The sequence below is a fragment of the Thermoclostridium caenicola genome, from assembly GCF_900142095.1.
GTDB classification, from domain to species: Bacteria; Bacillota; Clostridia; order DSM-8532; family DSM-8532; genus Thermoclostridium_A; species Thermoclostridium_A caenicola.
Map to the genome: position 1 here is coordinate 27,178 of NZ_FQZP01000012.1, position 26,222 is coordinate 53,399.

General features: G+C 47.1%; 15 protein-coding genes, 1 tRNA gene, 1 pseudogene and 1 CRISPR repeat array. Of the genes and pseudogenes, 15 read left to right on the plus strand and 2 right to left on the minus strand.

All coding sequences use genetic code 11. From position 1 onward, the window contains the following. Positions 1-9: 9 nt before the first annotated feature. Positions 10-1,077 carry a DUF3048 domain-containing protein gene (locus F3H12_RS05120; protein ID WP_149678289.1) on the plus strand — a complete coding sequence of 356 codons (1,068 nt, stop codon included), beginning with the start codon at positions 10-12 and terminating at the stop codon, positions 1,075-1,077. 126 nt (positions 1,078-1,203) lie between these two features. Here the strand turns inward: F3H12_RS05120 and F3H12_RS05125 are convergent, their stop codons facing one another. Continuing rightward, positions 1,204-1,497, minus strand: coding sequence for a hypothetical protein (locus tag F3H12_RS05125; protein WP_149678290.1), 294 nt, complete (start codon positions 1,495-1,497; stop codon positions 1,204-1,206). Positions 1,498-1,956: 459 nt separating this feature from the next. On the opposite strand from F3H12_RS05125, the gene F3H12_RS05130 reads away from it, so the two are divergent. From F3H12_RS05130 to F3H12_RS05195, 14 genes are all read left to right on the plus strand, one after another. Further along, positions 1,957-2,199 (plus strand): tautomerase family protein, encoded by a 243-nt coding sequence (locus tag F3H12_RS05130; protein WP_149678291.1) that lies wholly within the window; start codon positions 1,957-1,959, stop codon positions 2,197-2,199. Positions 2,200-2,472: 273 nt separating this feature from the next. Further along, the gene (locus tag F3H12_RS05135; protein WP_149678292.1) at positions 2,473-3,399 is read left to right on the plus strand and encodes an aspartate carbamoyltransferase catalytic subunit; all 927 of its coding nucleotides are present in this window, start codon (positions 2,473-2,475) and stop codon (positions 3,397-3,399) included. Beyond that, positions 3,396-4,670 carry a dihydroorotase gene (locus F3H12_RS05140; RefSeq protein WP_149678293.1) on the plus strand — a complete coding sequence of 425 codons (1,275 nt, stop codon included), beginning with the start codon at positions 3,396-3,398 and terminating at the stop codon, positions 4,668-4,670. The genes F3H12_RS05135 and F3H12_RS05140 overlap by 4 nt, the downstream gene beginning before the upstream one ends. Positions 4,671-4,762: 92 nt before the next feature. Then, positions 4,763-5,695: an orotidine-5'-phosphate decarboxylase gene (pyrF, locus tag F3H12_RS05145; RefSeq protein ID WP_149678294.1), complete on the plus strand. Its 933-nt coding sequence runs from the start codon at positions 4,763-4,765 to the stop codon at positions 5,693-5,695. Between the two features lie 141 nt (positions 5,696-5,836). Beyond that, positions 5,837-6,916, plus strand: a complete 1,080-nt coding sequence (locus F3H12_RS05150) for a carbamoyl phosphate synthase small subunit (protein WP_149678295.1) — start codon at positions 5,837-5,839, stop codon at positions 6,914-6,916. After that, a complete protein-coding gene (carB, locus tag F3H12_RS05155) occupies positions 6,917-10,144 on the plus strand; it encodes a carbamoyl-phosphate synthase large subunit (protein ID WP_149678296.1) in 3,228 nt (1,075 codons plus the stop codon). A gap of 569 nt (positions 10,145-10,713) precedes the next feature. Next, positions 10,714-13,122, plus strand: coding sequence for a CRISPR-associated helicase Cas3' (gene cas3, locus F3H12_RS05160; protein WP_149678297.1), 2,409 nt, complete (start codon positions 10,714-10,716; stop codon positions 13,120-13,122). A 196-nt stretch (positions 13,123-13,318) separates the two neighbouring features. Beyond that, entirely contained in the window at positions 13,319-14,047 is a 729-nt protein-coding gene (gene cas5c, locus F3H12_RS05165; protein WP_149678298.1) for a type I-C CRISPR-associated protein Cas5c, read from the plus strand. A 3-nt stretch (positions 14,048-14,050) separates the two neighbouring features. Then, the gene (gene cas8c / locus F3H12_RS05170; protein WP_149678299.1) at positions 14,051-15,946 is read left to right on the plus strand and encodes a type I-C CRISPR-associated protein Cas8c/Csd1; all 1,896 of its coding nucleotides are present in this window, start codon (positions 14,051-14,053) and stop codon (positions 15,944-15,946) included. After that, the gene (cas7c, locus tag F3H12_RS05175) at positions 15,943-16,827 is read left to right on the plus strand and encodes a type I-C CRISPR-associated protein Cas7/Csd2 (RefSeq protein WP_149678300.1); all 885 of its coding nucleotides are present in this window, start codon (positions 15,943-15,945) and stop codon (positions 16,825-16,827) included. Before cas8c ends, cas7c begins: the two co-directional genes overlap by 4 nt. Next, positions 16,814-17,476, plus strand: a complete 663-nt coding sequence (gene cas4 / locus F3H12_RS05180; protein ID WP_149678301.1) for a CRISPR-associated protein Cas4 — start codon at positions 16,814-16,816, stop codon at positions 17,474-17,476. The genes cas7c and cas4 overlap by 14 nt, the downstream gene beginning before the upstream one ends. Positions 17,477-17,478: 2 nt before the next feature. Then, positions 17,479-18,510, plus strand: a complete 1,032-nt coding sequence (gene cas1c, locus F3H12_RS05185) for a type I-C CRISPR-associated endonuclease Cas1c (protein ID WP_149678302.1) — start codon at positions 17,479-17,481, stop codon at positions 18,508-18,510. A gap of 8 nt (positions 18,511-18,518) precedes the next feature. Next, positions 18,519-18,809 (plus strand): CRISPR-associated endonuclease Cas2, encoded by a 291-nt coding sequence (gene cas2, locus F3H12_RS05190; protein ID WP_149678303.1) that lies wholly within the window; start codon positions 18,519-18,521, stop codon positions 18,807-18,809. Positions 18,810-18,982: 173 nt separating this feature from the next. Then, positions 18,983-25,546: a CRISPR direct-repeat array (repeat unit 33 nt; unit sequence GTCGCTCCCCGTATGGGGAGCGTGGATTGAAAT). A 226-nt stretch (positions 25,547-25,772) separates the two neighbouring features. Beyond that, positions 25,773-25,855, plus strand: a tRNA-Leu gene (locus F3H12_RS05195). Between the two features lie 214 nt (positions 25,856-26,069). On the opposite strand, the pseudogene F3H12_RS05200 reads toward F3H12_RS05195, so the two are convergent. Further along, positions 26,070-26,222 (minus strand): annotated as a pseudogene (locus F3H12_RS05200) (IS200/IS605 family transposase); the annotation flags it as partial.

The following is a 26,222-nucleotide window of genomic DNA, read 5'->3' on the forward strand; positions in this document are numbered from 1 at the left end:
TACCAGGTTATGCTGGGAAAACGTGCGCTGCTGGCCGTAATGATGCTGGCGCTTCTTTTCCTGTATTCATGCGGAGACCGTCAGGCTCAAGTCGGCGCTGAAGAAACGCCGGCAGCCGAAACACCGGATATCGTTGTGGTGGAGCCGTCTCCAACGCCTGAGCCGACGGAGACGCCTCCGCCGGACGATAATTCTGGCTTTGTGGTTCCGGATCCCAACGTGCGGCCGGTGGCGGTCATGATAGACAACCAGGGTGACAAGGTGCTTCCCCAGGGAGGTATTTCCCAGGCTCAGATTGTCTATGAAATCCTAACCGAAGGCGGGATCACCCGCTTTATGGCCATCTTCTGGGATACCATGCCCGACATGATCGGGCCGGTGAGGAGTTCGCGACACTACTTCCTGGATTTTGCCATGGAGTATGATGCCATCTATACCCATTTTGGCGGAAGCGACTACGCCAAGGCCGATATCAAAAAGCTGGGCATCAACAACATCGATGGACTGGTCCATGGAAACGCCTTCTGGGACATCACCAACGACCCGAAGAACTGGCAGGACTCCTACACGTCCAGGGAACGGGTGCTGAAGGAAGCAGAACGGCTCAAGTATGCCACAACGCCCAAGAAGATATTCCCTTTCAAATACCATGATCAAATGACCATTCCGGAGGGCGGGCAGACTGCCGAAGAGATCAGCATCAAATTCGCATCTTCCGGCAGCAACTGCGGCTATAGCTATGATCCGGTGACAAAGCTGTACAAGCGGATTCGTATGGGCAAACCCCATATGGAGCGCAATACTGGTGAGCAGGTGAGCGTGCGCAACATCATCATTCTCAAGATGGCATCGCCGCCCATCCCCAATGACAAGTACGGCCGGATCAACCTGAATGATATCGGAACGGGGGAAGGATGGTACATAACAGGCGGAAAAGCCGTGAAGCTCACCTGGTCCAAGAAAGCGCGGGATGCCCAGACGGTGCTGACCCTTGAATCCGGGGAGCCGCTGGTTCTTAACAAGGGACAGACCTGGATCGAGATCGTTCCCAATTTAAACAACGTTGAGATCAAATAAAAAAAGGACGGTGCGGACCATCCTGGAGAGAGGTCGTACCGTCCTTTGCATTATGTTGTTAAGCCGCCGGTGGGTGTCGGCCGATCGTGGGGTCCATTGAGACAGAACCGGGAGCAGAAGCGCAGTTTATGAATCCTGGCCACCTTTCAGATAGTCCAGGATCAAGGCGCCGCAGACTAACAGACCCCATACCCTGAAAATATAAATGATGACCCATTCCACCATCTGCAGCTGGTTCTCAAAAAGCTTTAACCCGGCCTGAGTAGAGACCAGAAGAAATGCGGCAAACAGGATTCCCGCCAGCAGCGCGATGGAAGCAATCCTCAGGAGGGTTTTGCTTCCCTTGTTCATGGAAGTGAGCCTATTATTGATGCTATTGATGTATGACTGAAACTTCTTTGATTTTCTTTGTTCGTTCATTTTGGACCCCACATTCTAAACCCATGATATTATATTTATGGATATATTCATTGTACAGGGAAACTTCAGCCCTATCAATCGCAATACTTGCCAATCCCCGTAGGCCTTACGCCTTAAGCCTTTGCGGATACCCTATTTTGTCATTGCGGGCGCAGCGTTGAGGGTGCAGTTCGCAGTATCATCATACCCTCACCGCCACACCCCTGTCATTGCGAGCGGAACGGAGTGAAGCGCGGCAATCCCGACAACCCACAACGCCACAGCATAACTGTCATTGCGCGCACCTCGAAAGCGATGCGCGGCAATCAGCTTATGGTTCGCAAGCCGCCATGAAAGTGATTGGGATTGCTTCGTCGCTGTGCTCCTCGCAATGACACGATGGGCTGCCAACAAACTACGCTTGATCCAGGCCCGGTTATTGGTATATGCTTATGAAAAATAAAAAGGAGGTTATGTGCCATGCCCCATGTGGTGATCAAGATGTTCCCGGGAAGAACCCCGGAGCAGAAGGATAAGCTTTCCAGAATGATTACACAGGCTGTCATGGAATCCATCGGTGTTGCGGAAACGTCCATCTCCATCGCAGTGGAAGAGGTACCGCGGGAAGAATGGGTCGAGCGCGTCTTCAAACCAGAGATCGAGGGAAAGGCCGATACCCTGCTGAAAAAGCCAGCATATGGCATAGAGGTGTTTGAGAAATAAAAAATTGGATTTTTTTGTAGACAATCCGTAATATCTGTGTTATCATATTTGAGACATTTGGAGCGAAGGAGAAAAGGTATGGTGTATATTGGGTGCAGTAAACTGATTGGACCATATATGCCCGCGCAGGAAAGCGGGGGAGGTATCTTTTCTCTTTCGGGATTGTTATTTAAAAAAATAAGGCTTTGTTAACAATAGTAAGACCACGGTCTTACTATTTTTTTACACATACGGCTATTAGCGTACAAACAGGAAGGAAAGGCGGAAAGAACTATGAAGCTTCGCTCAAAGGATCTTCTGGGTCTTGAGCACCTGGAGCCGGATGAGATTAACCTCATCCTGGATATGGCCAAAGACATGAAGAAAATCGTTCAAAGCAATATGAAACGCGTCAACTACCTTCAGGGTCGGAGCGTGATAACACTTTTCTACGAAAACAGCACGCGGACCCGTGTTTCCTTTGAGTTGGCAGCCAAATACATGGGCGCCCATGCGGTAAATGTTTCGGTATCCACCAGCAGCGTAGCCAAGGGTGAAACCCTCATCGACACCGGTAAAACCCTGGACGTGATGGGGAGCGATATCGTGGTGATTCGCCATTCCCAGCCGGGAGCTCCGCATCTTCTGGCAAAGCATATAAACGCTTCGGTGATCAACGCCGGAGACGGGATGCACGAGCATCCCACGCAGGCCTTGCTGGACATGTTTACCATGCAGGAGGCAAAAGGCGGGCTCGAAGGGCTGACGGTGGCCATTATCGGGGACATCATGCACAGCCGGGTAGCCAGGAGCAATATCATCGGACTGGGCAAGATGGGAGCAAAGGTGCGCGTTTTCGCACCGGCAACGCTTCTGCCCATAGGAATAGAGAACATGGGATGCCAGATCTGCTCAAGCCTGGAGGAGGCCATTTCTGATGCGGATGTGATCATGGGACTTCGCATACAGAAGGAGAGGCTGAAGAAAGCTCTGATACCTTCCACTGAAGAATATGCCCGTTTCTTTGGGCTGGATGTGCATCACCTCGCTGCCGCGAAAAAGGATGTCCTGGTGATGCACCCGGGGCCCGTCAACCGGGGTGTGGAGATGACCTCCCTCCTCATCGATTCGGACCAGTCCAAAATCAATGAACAGGTCACCAACGGCGTGGCCGTGCGCATGGCGCTGCTGTATCTTTTGGCGGGGAGGGAAGAGCATTGAAAATCTTGATAAAGCATGGAACCATCATCACCAGGGATAAAACCGAAACCAACAGGGACATCCTGATAGAGAACGGAAGGATCAGCCGGATTGGGGAAGGCATTAACGAAGCGGCCGATCTGGTGATTGATGCAACCGGTCTTGCTGTGCTTCCAGGACTGGTGGATGCCCACTGCCATTTACGGGATCCGGGCTATGAATACAAGGAAGATATCCGGACCGGCTCCATGAGTGCCGCCAAGGGAGGTTTCACCTCCATTGCCTGCATGCCCAACACCAATCCGGTTATCGATAACGAAAGCATCGTAAGGACCATTATGGATAAAGCCAGCCGCGAGGGTGTGGTCAATATCTATCCCATCGGGGCCATCACCAAGGGCCTTGAAGGGAATGAGCTTTCCGAGATGGGCAGCATGAAGGAGGCCGGTATCGTTGCCGTGTCCGATGACGGAAGGCCCGTCATGCAGGCCTCGGTCATGAAAAAGGCCCTGATTTATGCCAACGGGTTTGGCCTTACCGTCATCTCCCACTGCGAGGATCTCAACCTTGCCGAAGGCGGGAGCATGAACGAGGGGGAAACCTGTACTAGGCTTGGTCTTCACGGAATACCATCGGCTGCCGAGGATGTGATGGTTTCCAGGGAGATCATCCTGTCCGAGTACACGGGAATGCCCGTGCACATCGCCCATGTCTCCACCAGGGGATCCGTGGAGATGATCCGCCAGGCCAAAAAGAGGGGCGTCCGCGTGACCGCCGAAACATGTCCCCATTACTTCACGCTCACCGAAAAGGCCTGCGAGGGCTATAACACAAACGCCAAGATGAATCCGCCCTTAAGAACCCAGGAGGACGTTGACGCGGTGATCGAGGGGTTGAGGGATGGCACCATCGACATCATCGCCACCGATCATGCGCCCCACCATTTTGACGAGAAAAACGTGGAGTTTGAGCTTGCGCCAAATGGTATCGTCGGTTTTGAAACGGCGCTGCCCCTTGCGCTGACCTACCTGGTGAAACCGGGTATCCTGACAATGAATCAACTGGTTGACAAGATGTCTGCAAAACCTGCAGAGATCCTGAAGATAAACAAGGGAGATATCCGGACAGGTGCCGATGCGGATTTGGTCTTGGTAAATCTTAACGAGGAATATATAATAGATCCTGATGAATTTTTATGCAAGAGCAAAAATACGCCATTCGGCGGCTTCAGGGTTTGTGGAAGAGTAAAATATACTTTCGTTGGCGGAAAGATAGTGTATAATGATAAATAGAAGTGTATAAAGATGAATAACTTTGAACATATCCGTTTGACTAAACGCAGGAAGGTCTGAAGAACAAACGCAGAAGGAGAGAGACGGGAGGCATGAACTTTTCAGACAGGCTGGGAAAGGCCATTAAGGAGAAGAACAACCCATCAGTGCTGGGGCTTGACCCCAAGCTGGAATACATTCCGGAATCCATTAAGGAAAAATGCAGGCAGCAGGTGGATAACGCCTTCCAGGCTGCCGCAAGGAGCATTCTGGAGTTCAATAAAAGGCTCATCGACGCTACCTGCGATATCATTCCGGCTATCAAACCCCAGGTGGCCTATTATGAGATGTATGGCATAGAAGGCTTGTGGGCCCTTGAGGAGACCATTGCCTACGGCCGCCAGAAGGGGCTCATCGTGATCGCCGACGGCAAGCGCAACGATATCGGGCCTACGGCTGAGGCCTATTCCATGGCCTTCCTGGGCAAGACCGATATCTTCGGAAAAGCCTGCCGGGCGTTCAATGCCGATGCCCTCACGGTTAACGCTTACCTGGGTATAGACGGCATCAAACCCTTCATCGGGGATTGCATGAATGAAAACAAGGGCATCTTCGTCCTGGTAAAGACCTCCAATCCGTCCTCGGGCCAGCTCCAGGACATGAAGCTGGAGGATGGGCGAAGGGTTTACGAAATGATGGCCGACCTGGTGCGGGAATGGGGTGAACCCCTCATCGGCGAGAATGGCTATTCGTCGATTGGCGCCGTGGTGGGAGCCACCTATCCCGAGCAACTGAAGGAACTGAGGAAGAGGATGCCGAACGCATGGATACTGGTTCCCGGTTACGGGGCCCAGGGCGGTACGGCGCAGGATGTGGCGCACGCCTTCGACAAGAACGGCCTTGGCGCCATCGTGAATGCTTCACGGAGCCTCATGTGCGCATACAAGCTGGAACGCTGGAAAGGCCAGTTTACCCATGAGGAATTTGCGGAAGCGGCACGCGCGGAGGCCATACGCATGCGGGATGACATCCTCTCGGCGCTGTAAGCATCCCCATATGCTCAAAAATAGTGACGGTCGATTGACGAATAAGGATAAGGTTTATCCCGGCGCGGTGGAAGCGGGAAGGAATCCCTGTGTGCGTCGGATGACGATAAATCAATAAAATTTAAGGGAAAGAAGGTCAGTATGAAAGCGTTTTTGCTGCTTGATGACGGAACACTGTTCGAGGGAAAGGCCATCGGAGCGACGGGCTCCAGCGTGGGCGAGATTGTATTCAATACCGGTATGACCGGTTATCAGGAAATTCTGACCGATCCGTCCTATGCGGGGCAAATCGTGACCATGACCTACCCTCTCATCGGAAATTACGGAATCAATGACGATGATAATGAGTCCAGGAAGCCCTGGGTCAAGGGCTTTATCGTCCGGGAGCTTTGTGACGAGCCCAGCAACTGGCGCTCAAAACGGACTCTCAATGATTTCCTGGTGGAGCATAACATCGTCGGGCTGCAGGGCATTGACACACGGGCCCTCACCAGGATCCTGCGTGAGAAAGGAACCATGAACAGTGTCATATCCACCGATCCGAACTTTAACCCGGATGACTGGAAGGCCGCCATCCATGAGTATACCATCGTAAAACCCGTTGATGAGGTGACCATCAAGGAACCCATACATATTGAGGGTACCGGGTTGAAGGTGGCCCTGATGGATTATGGCACCAAGGCCAACATCGTTCACTCCCTGATTGAACGGAACTGTGATGTGACCATCTTCCCGGCAACGGCCACGGCCGAAGAGGTTCTGTCCGTCAATCCCGACGGCATCGTGCTGTCCAACGGACCGGGAGATCCCAAGGACTGCGAGTTCCAGATCCAGGTGATCAAACAACTTCTGGGGAAGAAGCCCATATTCGGCGTTTGCCTGGGGCACCAGCTGACGGCGCTGGCCCATGGCGGCGAGACCACCAAGCTGAAGTACGGGCACAGGGGATGCAACCATCCGGTAAAAGATCTGAAGCAGGGCAGAACCTATATCACATCCCAGAACCATGGCTATGTGGTTGTGGCTGAGAGCCTGGATCCATCAATAGCCGAGATCAGCCATATCAACATGAACGACGGAACGGTTGAGGGCATCCGTTACCTGGACACGCCCACCTTCACGGTCCAGTTCCATCCGGAGGCATCGCCGGGTCCCGAAGATAACCGCTATCTGTTCGACAATTTCATAAAAACCATGGAAGCACACAAGGGAGGTTCATAAATGCCTAGAAGACAAGATGTAAAACGCGTACTTGTTATCGGGTCGGGGCCCATTATCATCGGCCAGGCGGCGGAGTTCGACTATGCGGGAACCCAGGCCTGCCGGGCCCTTAAGGAGGAAGGGATAGAGACCATCCTGGTCAACAGCAACCCGGCCACCATCATGACCGATACGGAAATCGCCAGCAAGGTATATATAGAACCTCTCACGGTGGATGTTGTTAAGAACATAATCCGCAAGGAGAGACCTGACAGCATCCTGCCCACGCTGGGCGGTCAGACGGGCCTGAACCTGGCCATGGAGCTGGCGGAGTCCGGATTCCTGGACGAAATGGGCGTCAAGCTCCTTGGCACAGCCGTTGAAGCCATCAAGATGGCCGAGGACAGGGAAGAGTTCAAGAACACCATGCTGCGCATCGGCGAGCCCTGCATACCGAGTAAGATCGTCTACAACCTCGAGGATGCCCTGGCGTTTGCTGAAAGCATCGGCTATCCCGTTGTGGTACGCCCGGCCTATACCCTGGGCGGAACCGGCGGCGGCATAGCCCACGATCCGGAAGAACTGAAGGAGATCGGCGCCAACGGTCTGCGCCTTTCCAGGGTGCACCAGGTGCTCATCGAGAAGTGCGTTGCGGGCTGGAAGGAAATCGAGTATGAAGTGATCCGTGACGGCAAGGGCAATGTCATCACGGTTTGTAACATGGAGAACATCGATCCGGTTGGCGTACATACGGGCGACAGCATCGTGGTGGCGCCTTCCCAGACCCTGTCCCAGAGGGAGTATCAGATGCTCCGCTCGGCATCCCTGAAGATCATATCTGCGCTGGGTATTGAGGGTGGCTGCAACATCCAGTTTGCGCTCCATCCGGACAGTTACGAGTATGCCGTCATCGAGGTCAACCCACGCGTCAGCCGCTCGTCTGCTTTGGCTTCCAAGGCAACAGGCTATCCGATAGCCAAGGTAGCTACCAAGATTGCCATCGGATACAGCCTGGACGAGATCAAGAATGCGGTGACGGGCAAGACCTACGCCTGCTTTGAGCCCACGCTGGACTATGTGGTGGTGAAGATTCCCAAGTGGCCCTTCGACAAGTTCGTGAAGGCCAAGAGGACCCTGGGTACCCAGATGAAGGCCACCGGCGAGGTCATGGCCATCAGCAACTCCTTCGAGGCGGCGCTGATGAAGGCCATCCGCTCCCTGGAGCTGGGCATCCGCACGCTGGAGACACCCCTGTGCAAGGATATGGATGACGACGCTTTGCGCGAAAAGCTTAAGAATGTGGATGACAACCGCCTGCTGGTGGTTGCCGAATGCCTCAGGAGAGGGTTCAGCCTGGACGAGATCTTTGAAGTTACCAAGATCGACAGATGGTTCCTGAGCAAGTTCAGGAATATCGTGGCCATGGAAGAGAAGCTGAAGACGCTTACCATGGATACCCTGACCGACGAGGTGCTCCTGGATGCCAAGAAGATGGGCTTCCCCGATGACGTCATCGCCAAATACGTGAAGGCCACTAGCAAGGACATCCGGAAGAGAAGGCATAAGGCCGGCATCAGGCCTGCCTTCAAGATGGTGGATACCTGCGCGGCCGAGTTTGAAGCCCAGACGCCTTACTACTATTCCACCTACGACAAGATCACCGAATCGATTCCTACCAGGAACAAGAAGGTCGTAGTGCTGGGCTCTGGTCCCATAAGAATCGGGCAGGGTATCGAATTTGACTACTGTTCGGTTCATTCGGTATGGGGCCTGAAGGAACTGGGCTATGAAACCATCATCATCAACAACAACCCGGAAACCGTCAGCACCGACTTCGATACATCGGATAGGCTCTATTTCGAGCCTCTGACACCTGAAGACGTTATGGAGATCATCGACCATGAGCAGCCCGACGGCGTTATCGCCCAGTTTGGCGGGCAGACGGCCATCAAGCTCACCAATCCCCTTGCCAACGAAGGCGTCCATATCTTCGGCACCAAGGCGGAGGATGTGGATGCGGCCGAGGACAGGGAGCGCTTTGATGAACTCCTTGAAAGACTTGGTATTCCAAGGCCGAAGGGCTTCACGGTCTTCACACTTGAAGAAGCGCTGGAGGCTGCCAACAAGCTGGGCTATCCCGTGCTGGTCCGTCCTTCCTACGTCCTTGGCGGAAAGGGCATGGAGATTGCCTACAACGACAATGACGTGACCGAGTTCATGGAGATCATCTGCCGCGAGGAGCAGGAACATCCCATCCTGATCGACAAGTACATGATGGGCAAGGAAATCGAGGTGGATGCCATCTGCGACGGCAAGGATATCCTGATTCCGGGTATCATGGAACACCTGGAGCGGGCAGGCGTCCATTCCGGCGACTCCATATCCATGTATCCGCCCCAGAGCCTGTCCTTCAAGACCAGGAACACCATCATCGAATACACCGAAAAGCTGGCCAGGGCGCTCAATGTGGTGGGCATGGTCAATATCCAGTTCGTGTTGTTCAACGACCAGGTCTATGTCATAGAGGTTAACCCCAGGTCCAGCCGTACCGTGCCTTACATCAGCAAGGTGACGGGTATCCCCATGGTCAGGATGGCCACACAGATCATGATGGGCAAGAAGCTGTCCGACTTCCCCTATGGCACCGGGCTCTACAAGGCATCGGAATATGTGGCCGTAAAGGTGCCGGTCTTCTCCTTCGAGAAGCTGCATGACGTGGACACCAGCCTTGGCCCTGAGATGAAATCCACCGGCGAGGTTTTGGGGATTGCCAAGAACGTCCACGAGGCCACCCTGAAGGGCCTGGTGGCGGCAGGCATGAAGTTCCCGGAACCCGGAAGCGGTATCCTGTTTACGGTGCGCGATACCGACAAGCCGGAACTGGTGGACCTGGCCGACGGCTTTGAGCGGCTGGGCTACAAGCTGTATGCCACGGGCAAAACCGCCAACTACCTGAACAGGCACGCCATTGCCACCAACGCGGTGAGGAAGATCAACGAGGGTTCGCCCAACCTGATTGACCTGATGGAGTCCGGCGAAATCAAGATGGTGATCAACACGCCCACCAGGGGCAGAAACTCCGAAAGAGACGGCTTCCAGATCAGAAGAAAGGCCGTTGAGCGCTCCATCCCGTGCCTCACCAGTATTGATACGGCCTACGCCGTCCTGCGCTGCCTCCAGATGGGCAAAAAGCCCGCAGAGCTGGATGTGATAAGCCTGGATGTGTTTGAGAATAATTCGCATGATTGAGAACGGCTTTATTAATTGCTCAGCGTAAATATAGAAATAGTTTTTTGGATTAGTGGCAGTTATATGGTTATTTATGGCGGGGAAGCTTTCCCCGCCGTTTGCTTTATCATTCAATATTACTTTCTTTACATGCCGACATCTGAAGCGGAGTAATACTCTTACTTACATAATCATAAAGCGCGGGCTATATGTCCGTGTCATTGCGAGTGGGGTGAAACGGAGCGTGGCAATCTCATCAAATAGTGTGCGCAATGCAATGCCATACCTCCCGATTTAATGCCAATCGGTTCAAGGTATGTGTCTCAGTTTGAAAAATAGTTTTCCTATGTATAGTTTAGTTGGTTTCACTCTCGATAATTGAACGGACAGTGCAATACCTGTTGCCGCTCAGCCTACCGAGAGCGTCCAATTTGGACCAAAATTAATGGTTGACACCCAGGCAATCGGCCTCGGTATAACGATATTGATCCGGTAATAAATAGAAAATCAAGTTATTTACTCCGCAAGAGTGGTAAATAGTATAAAAAGATAGTTCTACTGTATCAGTGAAGGATAGTTGGTGTTATTGTATGCAATATATAGCACACTTCAGAGAAACTGATAAGGCTATTCATGAATTGAGCGTTCATCTCTTAGATGTTGCTGCAAAATGTGATGAGTATGGTTCTAGAATAGGCATTGGCAAAATTGCCAGGCTAGCAGGTGTCCTGCATGATATGGGGAAGTTTAGCGATGAATTTCAAGACTATATTCGATCAAAAATGAATACCCCCATGCAAGATAATCAGGAAGAACCTCTAAGTAAAATAGATCACGGTAAAATAGGAGCCCTTTATATCTTTAATAAATTTCATGATTCATGCAGTGTTTCAGAGAAAATCTTATCTGAAATATTAGCTATGGTTATTAGCTATCATCATGGTGGGCTTAATGATTTTATAACTATGGATTGTCAAGTTCCTCTGCTTAATCGTCTCAAACCAGAAAATCTTGATACACAATATTATACATGTATTAATCGTTTTTTTGATATTGTCTGCAGTGAAAAAGATATAGATAGCCTTTTCTCAGAAGCATGTAATGAGTTGAACAATATTATGAGAAAAGTAAAAACAGAGAGATTATCTGTTTCGTTTACGCTTCATTTATTGATAAAACATCTATATAGCATTGTAATAGATTGTGACAGATTGGATACTTATTTATTCATGGAGGGAATAGAGGAATTACCGTGCTTGGATACAAGTGATCTCTGGAAAAATTATCTAATGCGACTTGAGGATAAAATTAATGAGTTAAAGGCAAAACCGACGAACACTATTTTAGAAGAAAGAATTAAAAAGTTAAGACTTAAAGTTTCTGACGAATGTGCGGATTTTGCACAAAGAGAAAGAGGTATTTATTTGCTCACTGTACCAACTGGAGGTGGTAAAACTTTTTCTAGCTTAAGGTTTGCTTTAAAACATGCAATAAAGCACGGCATGAAAAAGATAATTTATGTTCTTCCATTTACTACTATTATTGAGCAAAATGCAAGTGAGGTCAGGAATGTACTTAATTGTGCTGATAATCTCTTAGAGCATCATTGCAATGTAATACAAACAGAACATGAAAAATATAAGCTATTGGTTCAGCGTTGGGATTGTCCTATTATTTTCACAACCATGGTTCAGTTTTTAAATACTTTTTTTGAATCTGGAACTGTCTCAATACGAAGATTCCATCAATTAGATAATTCAATATTGATATTCGATGAGATTCAAGCATTACCAATTAAATGTATTTCATTATTTAACGATACAATCAATTATCTTAATAAAATATGTCATTGCACTATTGTTTTGTCTTCTGCTACACAACCTAATTTATCGGAGGTTGTCAGACCAATTATGATTTCTGATAGTCCCAATATTATTTCGACCCCTTCAAAACTTTTTACTGAATTTAAAAGGATGAACGTTATCCCTCGACTTATTGAGGGGGGATACACAGTAGATACGGTAGTAGACTTTGTTTATAATCTGAAAGCTCGCTATAACAGTGTATTAGTAATATTAAATACTAAAAAAGCAGCAGAGAAAATATATAAAGTTGCAGAAGAACGTAATGAAGGTAATATCAATATCTATTATTTAAGTACAAATCTATGTCCTGCTCATAGAAAAAAGGTGATTAGTGAAATCAAGGATAAGCTGAAATCTAATGAACATATTATTTGTATTAGTACACAGCTAATAGAAGCTGGTGTAGATATTAGTTTTGAAACCGTAATTAGAAGTTTGGCCGGACTTGATTCTGTAGCGCAGGCATCAGGTAGAGGAAATAGGCATGGAGAGGGGGAAATAAAAGAGACCTACATAATAAATGTCAGGGATGAAGTGCTTAAGAATTTGAAAGAAATAGAACTTGGACAAAAGCATACCCGTACAATACTACACGAATATAGTAACAATCCCGAAAAGTTTGATAATGATTTATTATCCCCGGCTGCAATCCTTCAATATTACAAATACTATTATTCAGATTCAGAAATAAGCACTCAAATGGATTATTATTGTAAAGAAATAAACGAAAAACTGTACAGCATATTATCAGGTCAAAAGCAAAAGGAAATGGCATACGAGGACTTGACGGGAAAGCAATATCCTTTTCAGCTTCTTCATATGTTCAGAACTGCTGCTGATAATTTTAGGGTAATTGATGATAACACAAGAACTGTTTTAGTACCATATGGTGAGGGAAGACGAATAATAACTGATTTATTGGGAAGTAAATCACTTTCTGAAAAGTTAGAATGTCTGAAAGAGTTGCAGCAGTACGCCGTAAACATTTTCGAAAGTCAATTCAGGCTATTGGAAGAAAAAAGAGCTTTTGTCAATTCTCCAATTGATGGAGTATTAATCCTGAAAGATGGATTTTATCATAGCAAATTAGGTGTTATAGAAGAAAGCAATATGGAACTACTCTTATATGAATAGCCGCCTGTATGTATCATAAGAAATATACAAGCGGCAATTCATAATCTCCATTTTAAAATTTCAATCCACATCCTAGGATGACGAAATAATTATACCATACAATAATCTCGTTTTCTAGTTGACATAATAAACCAGTTGTTCTATTATTGTAAATAAAATGATGCATATAATTTCTATTTTAAAGAAAGGGATATATATGAGAAATCAGATAACATATAAGGTTTATGGTAAATATGCATTATTTACTGATCCGGTTACGAAAATCGGAGCTGAAAAGATGAGTCTTACTTTACCAACATATCAGGCTCTTAAGGGCATAACGGAAAGTATATATTTCAAACCTACAATTATCTGGTACATAGATAGTGTACGCATTATGAAACCAATAAAAACTGAGTCGAAAGCGGTACGTACACTTAAACCTGGTGGAGGGAATGATCTATCCTATTATACTTATTTAAGTGATGTTGAATATCATGTCAAGGCACATTTTGAGTTCAACATGAACAGACCTGATCTCGCTGAAGATCGAAATGAAAACAAGCATTATTGTATAGCCAAAAGATGCATTGAACGAGGTGGAAGGCGCGATATTTTCTTAGGAGCACGTGAATGTCAAGCGTATGTCGAACCATGTGAATTTGATGAGGGAGAAGGATATTATGATAACATGGGTGAAATGGATTTTGGTCTTCAATATCACTCCATTGTATATCCCGATGAACAGTCCAGCCATGAAATGACCGTAAAGTTCTGGTACCCCAAAATGGTTAATGGTGTCATCAACTTTTGTAGACCGGAAGAGTGTCCAAAAGAAAGAGTTATTTCTAAGATGACACCTAAAAAATTCATTAATGGTAGGAACTTTACGATAATCGATGTCTCTGAGTTTCTAGATGATGCTTGTGGGCAAAGGGGGGATTAATAAATGAGTTGGCTTGTCATGTTGAATGAGACGTATAACAATGTGTTTGAAAAAGGAACGAATGGACCATTGCCAATTGCGCATACAACACAGAATGCTGATATTGAAATTATTGTTGATTCAGATGGCAATTATGTAAGTAGTAGGGTGTTGTTTAATGACAAGGAGACACTTATTCCATGCTCTGAGGCATCTGCTAGTCGCTCAGGGAAGAATCCTGTTTCTCATCCACTACATGATAAGCTTCAATATGTAGCCGGTGATTATTCGCATTTTGGGGGGAATAAAGGTTCCGAGTTTCATAAAAAGTATATGGAGCAATTAGAGGAATGGTGTAGTTCGGCTTATTCCAATAAAAAGGTATGTGCAGTTTATAATTATTTGAAAAAAGGATGTCTAGTTCATGACCTGATTAGAGAAGGTATTCTGGTATGTGATAATAACAATAAGCTGATAGATAAATGGACTGGAAATAAAGACGAAAAACCTCCAATCTTCAAAACACTGGCTAGTAAGCAAAATCAAAGTGATGCATTTGTTAGATTTGGAGTTGCCGGGTTCGATAATATTGTCAACCTTTGGGATGATCCAAAGGTATGTCAGGACTATATAGATTATTATCTCAGTAAGCAAAAAGAACGGCAATTGTGCTATATAACAGGAGAAATGGTGCCATGCTCAAATAATCATCCTAAAAAAATAAGGCATCCTGCTGATCAGGCAAAAATTATATCTGCAAACGATGAATCCGGATTTACATACAGGGGTCGTTTCAGATCGGCTGAAGAAGCTGTGCAAGTGGGCTATGAGGTATCACAAAAGGCGCACAATGCCCTTAAGTGGTTAATAGCGAAACAAGGCAAAAGCTTTGGCGATAAGGTGTTTTTACTATGGGGAACAAAAGCTCAAAAAGTGCCATCCCTTACAGGAGACACATTTGATGAGGCTTTTCTATATGAAGATGAATTAAACTCTAATGAACCGATGATATATACGAAGGAAGAAATAGCTCGAAGATTTAACAGAGCAATCTCTGGTTACAAGGCTAGCATTGATAGTCATACAGATTTGGCGTTAATCGGATTGGATTCTGCTACTCAAGGCAGATTATCCATAACATTTTATCGCGAGTTTCATGGTACGCAGGGAAATGAACTATTTGACAATATCAAAGCCTGGCATGAGGAGTGCTCTTGGATTCACACATACAAGAAACACAATAATAAGTTAATAGAATTTATCGGTGCACCTGCTCTTGACGACATTGCAAAGGTTGCATTTGGAACTGAACAGAATAGAGTGATAAGGGCTGAGAGCAAATTGATTGGTGCTACTGTGGAAAGATTATTACCCTGTATTGTAGATCATGCCCATATTCCGGTTGATATTGTCCATGCTTTGGTCAGAAAAGCAATCTGTCCCCAAAACTATAAAGAGAATTATAACTGGCGCAAAGTTGTGACCATAACATGTTCTGTCTATAAAAGACACAGATTTGAAAAAACCAATTCTAAGGAGGTATGGAACGTGAATGTAGATAATGATAGCATGGATATTGTTTACAACTGTGGACGACTATTGGCTGTTGCAGATGAAATTGAGAGGCATGCGTTATGGCTTCAGAACGAGGATAGAGAAACGAACGCCATAAGGTATTTCACGAAATTTGCTGTTGAACCCTGCAAAACCTGGAGAATTATTAATGACAAGCTTGTTCCTTATATCAGACGTTTAGGAAGCAAAGCGGCAATGTACTGCAGGATAAAAGAAGAGATATCAGCAAAAATACCACCGGATAAGTTTGCTGAGTTAAAAAATCTGGATGGAAGAATGATCTTAGGGTTTGATGCACAAAAAAATGAGTTTAGGAGAATAAAATCAGGAGGGGATAAAAAATGAGTGTACTTCAAAACAAAATTGATTTTGTTGCTATTATTTCAGTTAAGAACGCTAACCCAAATGGGGATCCATTGAACGGTAATTTACCCAGAACAACTTATACCGGTTTGGGTGAGATTTCGGATGTATGTATTAAGAGGAAGATAAGGAATCGGCTTTTGGATATGGGGGAGAAAATATTCGTTCAATCAGATGACAAGAACGTGGACGGATATCAGTCATTACGTGAACGTGCTTTGGCTAATGAATTACTCGTAAAAGCAGAAAAAGCAAAAAATAGGGATGAGTTTAAGCGAATTGCTTGTGAAAGCTGGTTGGATGTGCGTAGCTTTGGGCAAGTGTTTGCTTTTAAGAGTAAAAAAGAAGAAAAAGATGAAAGTGGAGATGGGGTATCTGTTGGTATCAGAGGGCCTGTCTCTATACATCCCGCCTTTAGTGTTGATCCCATTGATATTACCAGCATTCAGATTACAAAAAGCGTGAATAATGAATCGAACGACAATTCAAAAAAATCGTCTGATACAATGGGTATGAAACACCGTGTTGATTTTGGAGTATATGTTCTAAGAGGCAGCATTAATGTTCAACTTGCAGAGTTGACCGGGTTTACAGAGGATGATGCAGAAAAAATAAAAGAGGCTATTCGTACACTGTTTGTCAATGATTCCAGTTCTGCGCGTCCAGAAGGAAGTATGGAGGTAGTAAAACTATTCTGGTTTAGGCATAATAATAAACTTGGTCAATATTCTTCAGCCAAAGTTCATAATTCTGTTGTAATAACAAGAAAGCAAGGTGTAGAAACACCATCGTCAATTAATGATTATGAAATAAAATTAAATCCTTTGGCTAACCTAAGTGTTGAAGAATATGAAGGTGTATAGTGAAGAAGAATATCTAAATTTAGCAGGAATACAGCATTATGCCTTTTGTCCAAGGCAGTGGGCATTAATACATATTGAAAAGCAATGGCAAGATAATCTGAGAACTGTAGAAGGCGAATTGCTCCATAAGAATGCTCACGAGGGACAAGCATTTGAAAAAAGAGGAGACATATTGATTACCAGGGGTATGCCTGTATTTTCTGCATCTCTGGGAATAAATGGTGTCTGTGATGTTGTCGAATTCCACAAAGACATCGCAGGCGTTGAGTTGTTTGGAAGAGAGGGAAAATACATGCCATACCCCATAGAGTATAAGCGCGGAAAACCAAAGGAATCTGATATTGATATCCTACAATTAACAGCGCAAGCAATGTGCATTGAAGAAATGTTATGTTGTAAGGTTGAAATAGGATATCTCTTCTATGGCGAAATCAGGCATAGGCAGAAAATAGTAATAACTTCAGAGTATAGAAGCAAGGTAAGAGAAATAACTGAGCAGATGCATATGTGTTACAATCGGCAATACACACCAAAAGTAAAGCAAACGAAAAAATGCAATCTATGTTCCTTGAAAGATCTATGTGTTCCAGCACTCGGACGGTTCAGCACAGTTGAAAAGTATATAACTAAGATGATAGATGAGGATTGAAAGTGAAGAAATTATTAAATACTCTCTATGTTACATCCCCAAATAAATACCTTGCCCTGGATGGAGAAAATGTTGTTGTTCTGGAAAGCAACGAAGAAGTGGGGAGAATACCTTTACACAATATTCAGGGGATTGTTACATTTGGGTACATAGGAGCAAGCCCTGCACTTATGGGAGCCTGTGCTAGCAGGGATATTTCTTTATGTTTTTTGTCTTCTAGCGGTCGTTTTTTAGCTCGTATTGTCGGGTCAGAAACAGGAAATGTCGTGTTGCGTAAAACACAATATAGAATCTCAGATGACGAAAAAATGTGTACAGTAATTGCAAAAAACATGATTATCGGCAAGATTTTTAATTCTCGATGGGTTATAGAAAGGGCTCTTCGTGATCATGCTTTACGGCTGGATGTAGAAAAACTCAAAAGAAAATCGGCCTTTCTTAAGGATGCTATCTTAAAAGTAAAATTGTGTACAGATACACAACAACTCAGAGGAATAGAGGGAGAAGCATCTAGTATATATTTTTCTGTTTTTGATGATTTAGTTCTTCAGCAGAAAGAAGATTTTTATTTTAAGAATCGTAATAAGCGACCTCCATTGGATAATTTGAATGCTCTACTCTCATTCTCATACACACTGCTTGCCAATGAATGTGCGTCTGCATTGCAAACTGTTGGGCTAGATCCATATGTAGGTTTTTTGCATAAAGATAGACCAGGTAGAATGTCTCTAGCCTTGGATCTTATGGAGGAATTACGCTCTGTCTTTGCAGATAGATTTGTTCTATCACTTGTTAATAAAAAAATAGTTTCGCCAAATGGATTTTCAGTTAAAGAGAATGGAGCTGTAATCATGAATGATGAAACCAGGAAAATAGTTTTATCCAATTGGCAAGCAAAAAAGAAAGAGGTTATAACACATCCTTTTTTACAGGAAAAAGTTGAGTGGGGAATTGTACCACATGTACAGGCCTTGCTACTCGCCAGATATATCCGAGGAGATATTGACCAATATCCTCCATTCTTATGGAAATAGGTGATAGTATGTTGGTATTAATAACTTATGATGTTAATACAGAAACAGAGAGTGGAAAAAAGCGTTTAAGAAAAGTAGCAAAGCAATGTGTAAATTATGGGCAGAGAGTCCAAAATTCTGTATTTGAATGCGTTATGGATGAGGCAAAATGCAGGCAAGTAAAAGAAATACTCCTAAAGATAATTGATGAGGAAAAGGATAGCTTGAGGTTCTATTATCTCGGAAATAATTATAAAGGTAGAGTGGAACATTTCGGCGTTAAGAAAAGTTTTGACATTGAAGGTGATCTTATTCTTTAAAGTGCGAATGGTATGCTTACATAAAAATCCTGGATGATTCGCACCAGGGTTATAACAATTAAATGTTATAATATTACCATTAGTACCTTGAAAAAGGAATATTTTGGTGCCAGATTTAAAGAAATTTTGTGCCGCCTATACAAATACATATTTATTTTTTGTCTATTTTTGCTGTCGCTCCCCGTATGGGGAGCGTGGATTGAAATTATTTTGGGGCTGCTCTGCAAATTTTTTTTTAATGTCGCTCCCCGTATGGGGAGCGTGGATTGAAATATTTGTGCTGACAACCAACCTGCCACCGCCAAATATGTCGCTCCCCGTATGGGGAGCGTGGATTGAAATTCGGATTTGGGGCTACGTTTGAACACACCGGCCGTCGCTCCCCGTATGGGGAGCGTGGATTGAAATATAGGTCAAATATGTATCCTTATGCGTCATACTCGTCGCTCCCCGTATGGGGAGCGTGGATTGAAATATCAAGCGGACGCTCAGGGGGGCATAGCCCATGAACGTCGCTCCCCGTATGGGGAGCGTGGATTGAAATTGTTTGGTTACTGGTAAGGTGATTAATGTACGTGTCGCTCCCCGTATGGGGAGCGTGGATTGAAATCGATGTTGATGGACGCAGTAACTCCTGCAAATCCGTCGCTCCCCGTATGGGGAGCGTGGATTGAAATATTTTTGAGCTGATTTGATAAAGCATCCAGCCCGGGTCGCTCCCCGTATGGGGAGCGTGGATTGAAATAACGAAATCCCAAACCTTTTTGCTTCCTCTCGCAGTCGCTCCCCGTATGGGGAGCGTGGATTGAAATATCAATAGCAAATGCAAAACCAGCAAGCGGATTAACGTCGCTCCCCGTATGGGGAGCGTGGATTGAAATTTCTCTCCAGGTATGAAATATAAATGGTGCTGCAGAGTCGCTCCCCGTATGGGGAGCGTGGATTGAAATGCTATATATGTCCGGCATGATAAGTATGGCTAAAGTCGCTCCCCGTATGGGGAGCGTGGATTGAAATCATCAGGCAACCAAGCGGTGACTTTGTGTTGTCTGTCGCTCCCCGTATGGGGAGCGTGGATTGAAATGCTCTCGCAAGTGGAAAAGAACGGGACGAACACTGTCGCTCCCCGTATGGGGAGCGTGGATTGAAATCATCTCGCCGAAGGAATATGCAATCTCAGGGGGAGTCGCTCCCCGTATGGGGAGCGTGGATTGAAATACCTACAAACTTAGCAACCAATGATACGTTGCCCTGTCGCTCCCCGTATGGGGAGCGTGGATTGAAATGGCACTTTACCTTTGAGCCTGTACCCCTTAGCCCGGTCGCTCCCCGTATGGGGAGCGTGGATTGAAATAGCTCTCGACTTAAAGTATTTTGCGTCCTGTTTAGTCGCTCCCCGTATGGGGAGCGTGGATTGAAATATTTGGATATAGGATAACATATCTATGGCACTTGTCGCTCCCCGTATGGGGAGCGTGGATTGAAATATCAAACGCACGCTTAGGGGTGCGTAAAGTTTGGTCGCTCCCCGTATGGGGAGCGTGGATTGAAATCACTCACCATTGTAGTACCAAACTTTTATAAGCGTGTCGCTCCCCGTATGGGGAGCGTGGATTGAAATATAAAACCACAAAACAATATGTAAATTGGTGTATTGTCGCTCCCCGTATGGGGAGCGTGGATTGAAATAATAAAGTTATCCGCTCTTACAGTAAACAAATATGTCGCTCCCCGTATGGGGAGCGTGGATTGAAATTTCTTTTGTCAAAAACACAGTTTTGCCGATGTCGTCGTCGCTCCCCGTATGGGGAGCGTGGATTGAAATTTAACTATCACCCATAAACTACCTAAAAATATGGTCGCTCCCCGTATGGGGAGCGTGGATTGAAATCGGGTTAAGGGTTACAAGTTAAAAGGCAAAGTGCCGTCGCTCCCCGTATGGGGAGCGTGGATTGAAATATCAAGTACAGCTGTAAGATCTACACCGGTCAAATGTCGCTCCCCGTATGGGGAGCGTGGATTGAAATAGGAGGGCCGCGACCTATTGAAAAATAGTATGCTGTCGCTCCCCGTATGGGGAGCGTGGATTGAAATTTTTGTTGAAGGTTCAATTCTGACATAGATTCTTTCGTCGCTCCCCGTATGGGGAGCGTGGATTGAAATACGAAACTATCAGACCCATCAACATTACCAACGGTCGCTCCCCGTATGGGGAGCGTGGATTGAAATGTAATTGTACGCACAATGACGCACAATATAACCGTCGCTCCCCGTATGGGGAGCGTGGATTGAAATTATGGAATCATACAAATACTCCTTAAGGACGCAGGCGTCGCTCCCCGTATGGGGAGCGTGGATTGAAATGCCACCCTTGCCTACGAGAGCCGAAATGACAGCGTCGCTCCCCGTATGGGGAGCGTGGATTGAAATATTTGTCAACGAATATAGGCATTATATGGTAGCAGTCGCTCCCCGTATGGGGAGCGTGGATTGAAATAATGAATGCGCTGATAAATCTTATATTGTATGAGTCGCTCCCCGTATGGGGAGCGTGGATTGAAATTAGCATAGGTCAATGGTTTTCCAATCTTATTTCGTCGCTCCCCGTATGGGGAGCGTGGATTGAAATCTCAAGGTATTCCTCGAACTCTGCCTTTAACGCAGGGTCGCTCCCCGTATGGGGAGCGTGGATTGAAATAATTGATGACATTGCTCTTTGTTGTTGCATATACGGTCGCTCCCCGTATGGGGAGCGTGGATTGAAATCAACGCTGTATCATCTCAACAAGCGCTATTGTCTTTGTCGCTCCCCGTATGGGGAGCGTGGATTGAAATCATATTACATGGAAATTTGTCACAGCGAACCATAGTCGCTCCCCGTATGGGGAGCGTGGATTGAAATCCACTATGGCTTTTCTCTGCTTACGTTGCTGAGAGTCGCTCCCCGTATGGGGAGCGTGGATTGAAATAAGAGCATGGACTGCACCTTTTTTGCGGTGAGCGTCGCTCCCCGTATGGGGAGCGTGGATTGAAATTTGTAGAAGGAAACCTCAGGAACAACGTTTATGAGTCGCTCCCCGTATGGGGAGCGTGGATTGAAATCCGGTTGATACCGGTACGCTCGGAGAGCTTGTCAGTCGCTCCCCGTATGGGGAGCGTGGATTGAAATATGATGTCCTTGATTGCCTTGCAATGGTCCTGGTGCTGTCGCTCCCCGTATGGGGAGCGTGGATTGAAATTTCTATGCTCCATCCACGAGAAAGACGAAGTTGCGTCGCTCCCCGTATGGGGAGCGTGGATTGAAATACCTACATACTTTACCACCAATGAAATATTGCCCGTCGCTCCCCGTATGGGGAGCGTGGATTGAAATCTGGGGTCGGCGGCCTTGGCCTGAATATCCCGGGTCGCTCCCCGTATGGGGAGCGTGGATTGAAATCACTTGTCTGTCATTAGCCTTATATCTAAACCTTGCGGTCGCTCCCCGTATGGGGAGCGTGGATTGAAATCACCCTGCCCCGTATTCGGGACGTTGGATTGTTGGTCGCTCCCCGTATGGGGAGCGTGGATTGAAATACTTTTTGGGCTGCGCTTGAATACGCCGGCGACAAGTCGCTCCCCGTATGGGGAGCGTGGATTGAAATTGCTCGTGAGCTGAACCCGCTTATAGAGGCAGGCGTCGCTCCCCGTATGGGGAGCGTGGATTGAAATCTACCGCATGACGATACAGAACGGCGTCTACGGTGTCGCTCCCCGTATGGGGAGCGTGGATTGAAATTTGCCGGTATGGCAAAGATAAACGAATTCATGGTCGCTCCCCGTATGGGGAGCGTGGATTGAAATGACCAAGGTACAGTTTGCAGAGCCTAACGAAAGCGTCGCTCCCCGTATGGGGAGCGTGGATTGAAATATTCCAGGGAGAATACAAATCCACCATACATTGAGTCGCTCCCCGTATGGGGAGCGTGGATTGAAATGCTCTCGCAAACGGCGCAGTGGTGCAAAGCGATCCGGTCGCTCCCCGTATGGGGAGCGTGGATTGAAATAAGCAGACGGCACAATGACGCACTCGTGCAGGAAGTCGCTCCCCGTATGGGGAGCGTGGATTGAAATACGGTCAGCACCGCTAAACCACAGAAACCGAGTTTCGTCGCTCCCCGTATGGGGAGCGTGGATTGAAATTCTCCGTCATAATCACCACCCTATCAGGTTTTTGTCGCTCCCCGTATGGGGAGCGTGGATTGAAATACTCCAACTATTATAGGGCTTACCACTGCAGGGGTCGCTCCCCGTATGGGGAGCGTGGATTGAAATTTAAATAACCGCTTAAGTTTTAACATCTCTTTTTGTCGCTCCCCGTATGGGGAGCGTGGATTGAAATTGTGGTAAAATGTATAATGAGTAAACATGACCGCAGTCGCTCCCCGTATGGGGAGCGTGGATTGAAATCACCTGATTGAAGCCCCGCTGTGCGGAGCGGGGCGGGTCGCTCCCCGTATGGGGAGCGTGGATTGAAATTTCTTCTATCTGCTCCCATGTCAGCCCATTCACAGTCGCTCCCCGTATGGGGAGCGTGGATTGAAATTAAGAGAGGCAGCAAATCCGGACAAGCCGTTTTAGTCGCTCCCCGTATGGGGAGCGTGGATTGAAATCTATCAGCGAGCGGAATAACGCCTGCTTTTCCGCGTCGCTCCCCGTATGGGGAGCGTGGATTGAAATTACAATGCAAAAATGCTGGCGTGCCCATATTTGTTGTCGCTCCCCGTATGGGGAGCGTGGATTGAAATTACCATTGGGGGCCGCATGACTAAGATTGAAGAGGAGTCGCTCCCCGTATGGGGAGCGTGGATTGAAATATCGACCTGGCCGCAGAAGTAACCGTCAGGGCCCGTCGCTCCCCGTATGGGGAGCGTGGATTGAAATGCATTCGGAGCCGTAGGTCGGGGGTTCAAGTCCCGTCGCTCCCCGTATGGGGAGCGTGGATTGAAATCATTCCTGACCGCGTCCGAGAGGCAGCGCGGCATTATGTCGCTCCCCGTATGGGGAGCGTGGATTGAAATCGCAACGCTCGCACAAACCATGTTTTGATATAAAGTCGCTCCCCGTATGGGGAGCGTGGATTGAAATCAGAATATAGTTTGGATGGCTCATTTTCTCGACGTCGCTCCCCGTATGGGGAGCGTGGATTGAAATTTACAAAAACGGCGTAGGTTACGGAGCGTGGACGTCGCTCCCCGTATGGGGAGCGTGGATTGAAATTTACAAAAACGGCGTAGGTTACGGAGCGTGGACGCGTCGCTCCCCGTATGGGGAGCGTGGATTGAAATGCTGGCTGCCGCTTTTATACAGGATTGATGACGGTCGCTCCCCGTATGGGGAGCGTGGATTGAAATACCTTTGGACAAAGAACTATATAAAGAACTGCTTCGTCGCTCCCCGTATGGGGAGCGTGGATTGAAATCCCGGCAGTACAACATCAATTAAAATATACTGGAAGTCGCTCCCCGTATGGGGAGCGTGGATTGAAATTGCGGTCCTCGGCGGTCTTGATCGCATGGTGTTTGTCGCTCCCCGTATGGGGAGCGTGGATTGAAATATCCTCGTCCAACCTGCTGACCGCCATTCTGGGATGTCGCTCCCCGTATGGGGAGCGTGGATTGAAATAATCCTCGGTCTCCGTTTGTCCACCCTGAACCTGGTCGCTCCCCGTATGGGGAGCGTGGATTGAAATTTCGGAGGAGTTTAAAAATTAAAATTTGAGAAGGGTCGCTCCCCGTATGGGGAGCGTGGATTGAAATTTAAGGTTGAAGGGCTAGAAGGATGCCCTATCACGTCGCTCCCCGTATGGGGAGCGTGGATTGAAATCTCCGAGCCAACGACATGCGCCGGGTCCAGGAGATGTCGCTCCCCGTATGGGGAGCGTGGATTGAAATAATTATTATACGCAACTGGTGAAACCAAGCAGGGTCGCTCCCCGTATGGGGAGCGTGGATTGAAATCTTTTTTCGCGGGAAATAAAAAGCATATGCTTACAAGTCGCTCCCCGTATGGGGAGCGTGGATTGAAATTATGTAAAGCCTAACATAATGCAGATGAACACCGTCGCTCCCCGTATGGGGAGCGTGGATTGAAATCATTTCATTACACGATTTTTTACGCGCCAAAACGTCGCTCCCCGTATGGGGAGCGTGGATTGAAATCGCCAGAGATGATAACTGAGATTTCGCAACAACGGTCGCTCCCCGTATGGGGAGCGTGGAGTGAAATCCCCCGGTAAATTAACTGTAAATGATGGTGGCTCGTCGCTCCCCGTATGGGGAGCGTGGATTGAAATATCCTCGTCCAACCTGCTGACCGCCATTCTGGGATGTCGCTCCCCGTATGGGGAGCGTGGATTGAAATCCTTTCCCCAGCAAGCTCTACGCGTGCACCTATGGTCGCTCCCCGTATGGGGAGCGTGGATTGAAATATCAAGGGCCTCATTGTATACCTCAAGCTCCTGCGTCGCTCCCCGTATGGGGAGCGTGGATTGAAATTTGCTGGATATTGTCCATTGAAGCCTTGAATTCCGTCGCTCCCCGTATGGGGAGCGTGGATTGAAATGTGCCCTTGTTGAAGCTGAGATTGCCCGTGAGCGTCGCTCCCCGTATGGGGAGCGTGGATTGAAATAAAACGCAGGTCAAACAGGCAGACATGACGTGGGAGTCGCTCCCCGTATGGGGAGCGTGGATTGAAATATCCTGGATGGGCTGGTCCAGGTCGGGGTAATCCCGCCGCTCCCTTGCGGGGAGCACGGATTGAAATAGGTTCATCATAGGTGTAAAAGAAAAAGGTGAGTGTCGCTCCCCATATGCTTATCTGTGAGGTGATAAATTCAATCGATTCCAGGAAGGAGGAAATGGTTGATGCATTAAGTTGACAAAACCTCATATTGACCTTATCATATTATTTGCATCAAATCATGCGGACATGGCGGAATTGGCAGACGCACCAGATTTAGGATCTGGCGGGAAACCGTGGGGGTTCAAGTCCCTTTGTCCGCACCAAGTGAAGGGAAAACCCTTCACTTTTTTGTATGGACAAAGGGGCTTGAACTTTCGGCGTCGCAGGAGACCGGAGCGTAAGCGAGGGTCGAATCAGAACCGCCGGCTCAGCCGGCGGTTTGTTCTGCCCCTATAAGGGGCTGTTACCAGCAACATCTCAAGATGTACTGAATGAGTTTGCCAATCGCACGTTTTTTACTCACTAACACTAAAGGGTTTATCTTTTGTGTTTGTTTACTGGCTCACCCGTAAACGGGTCTATATATTCCTTAAGTGATATTTGGTCGGCTGCTATATCCTCTTGCAACTGATTCCTGATGTATTCTTGTATTTTCTTTGCATTTTTCCCCGCTGTATCTACATAATATCC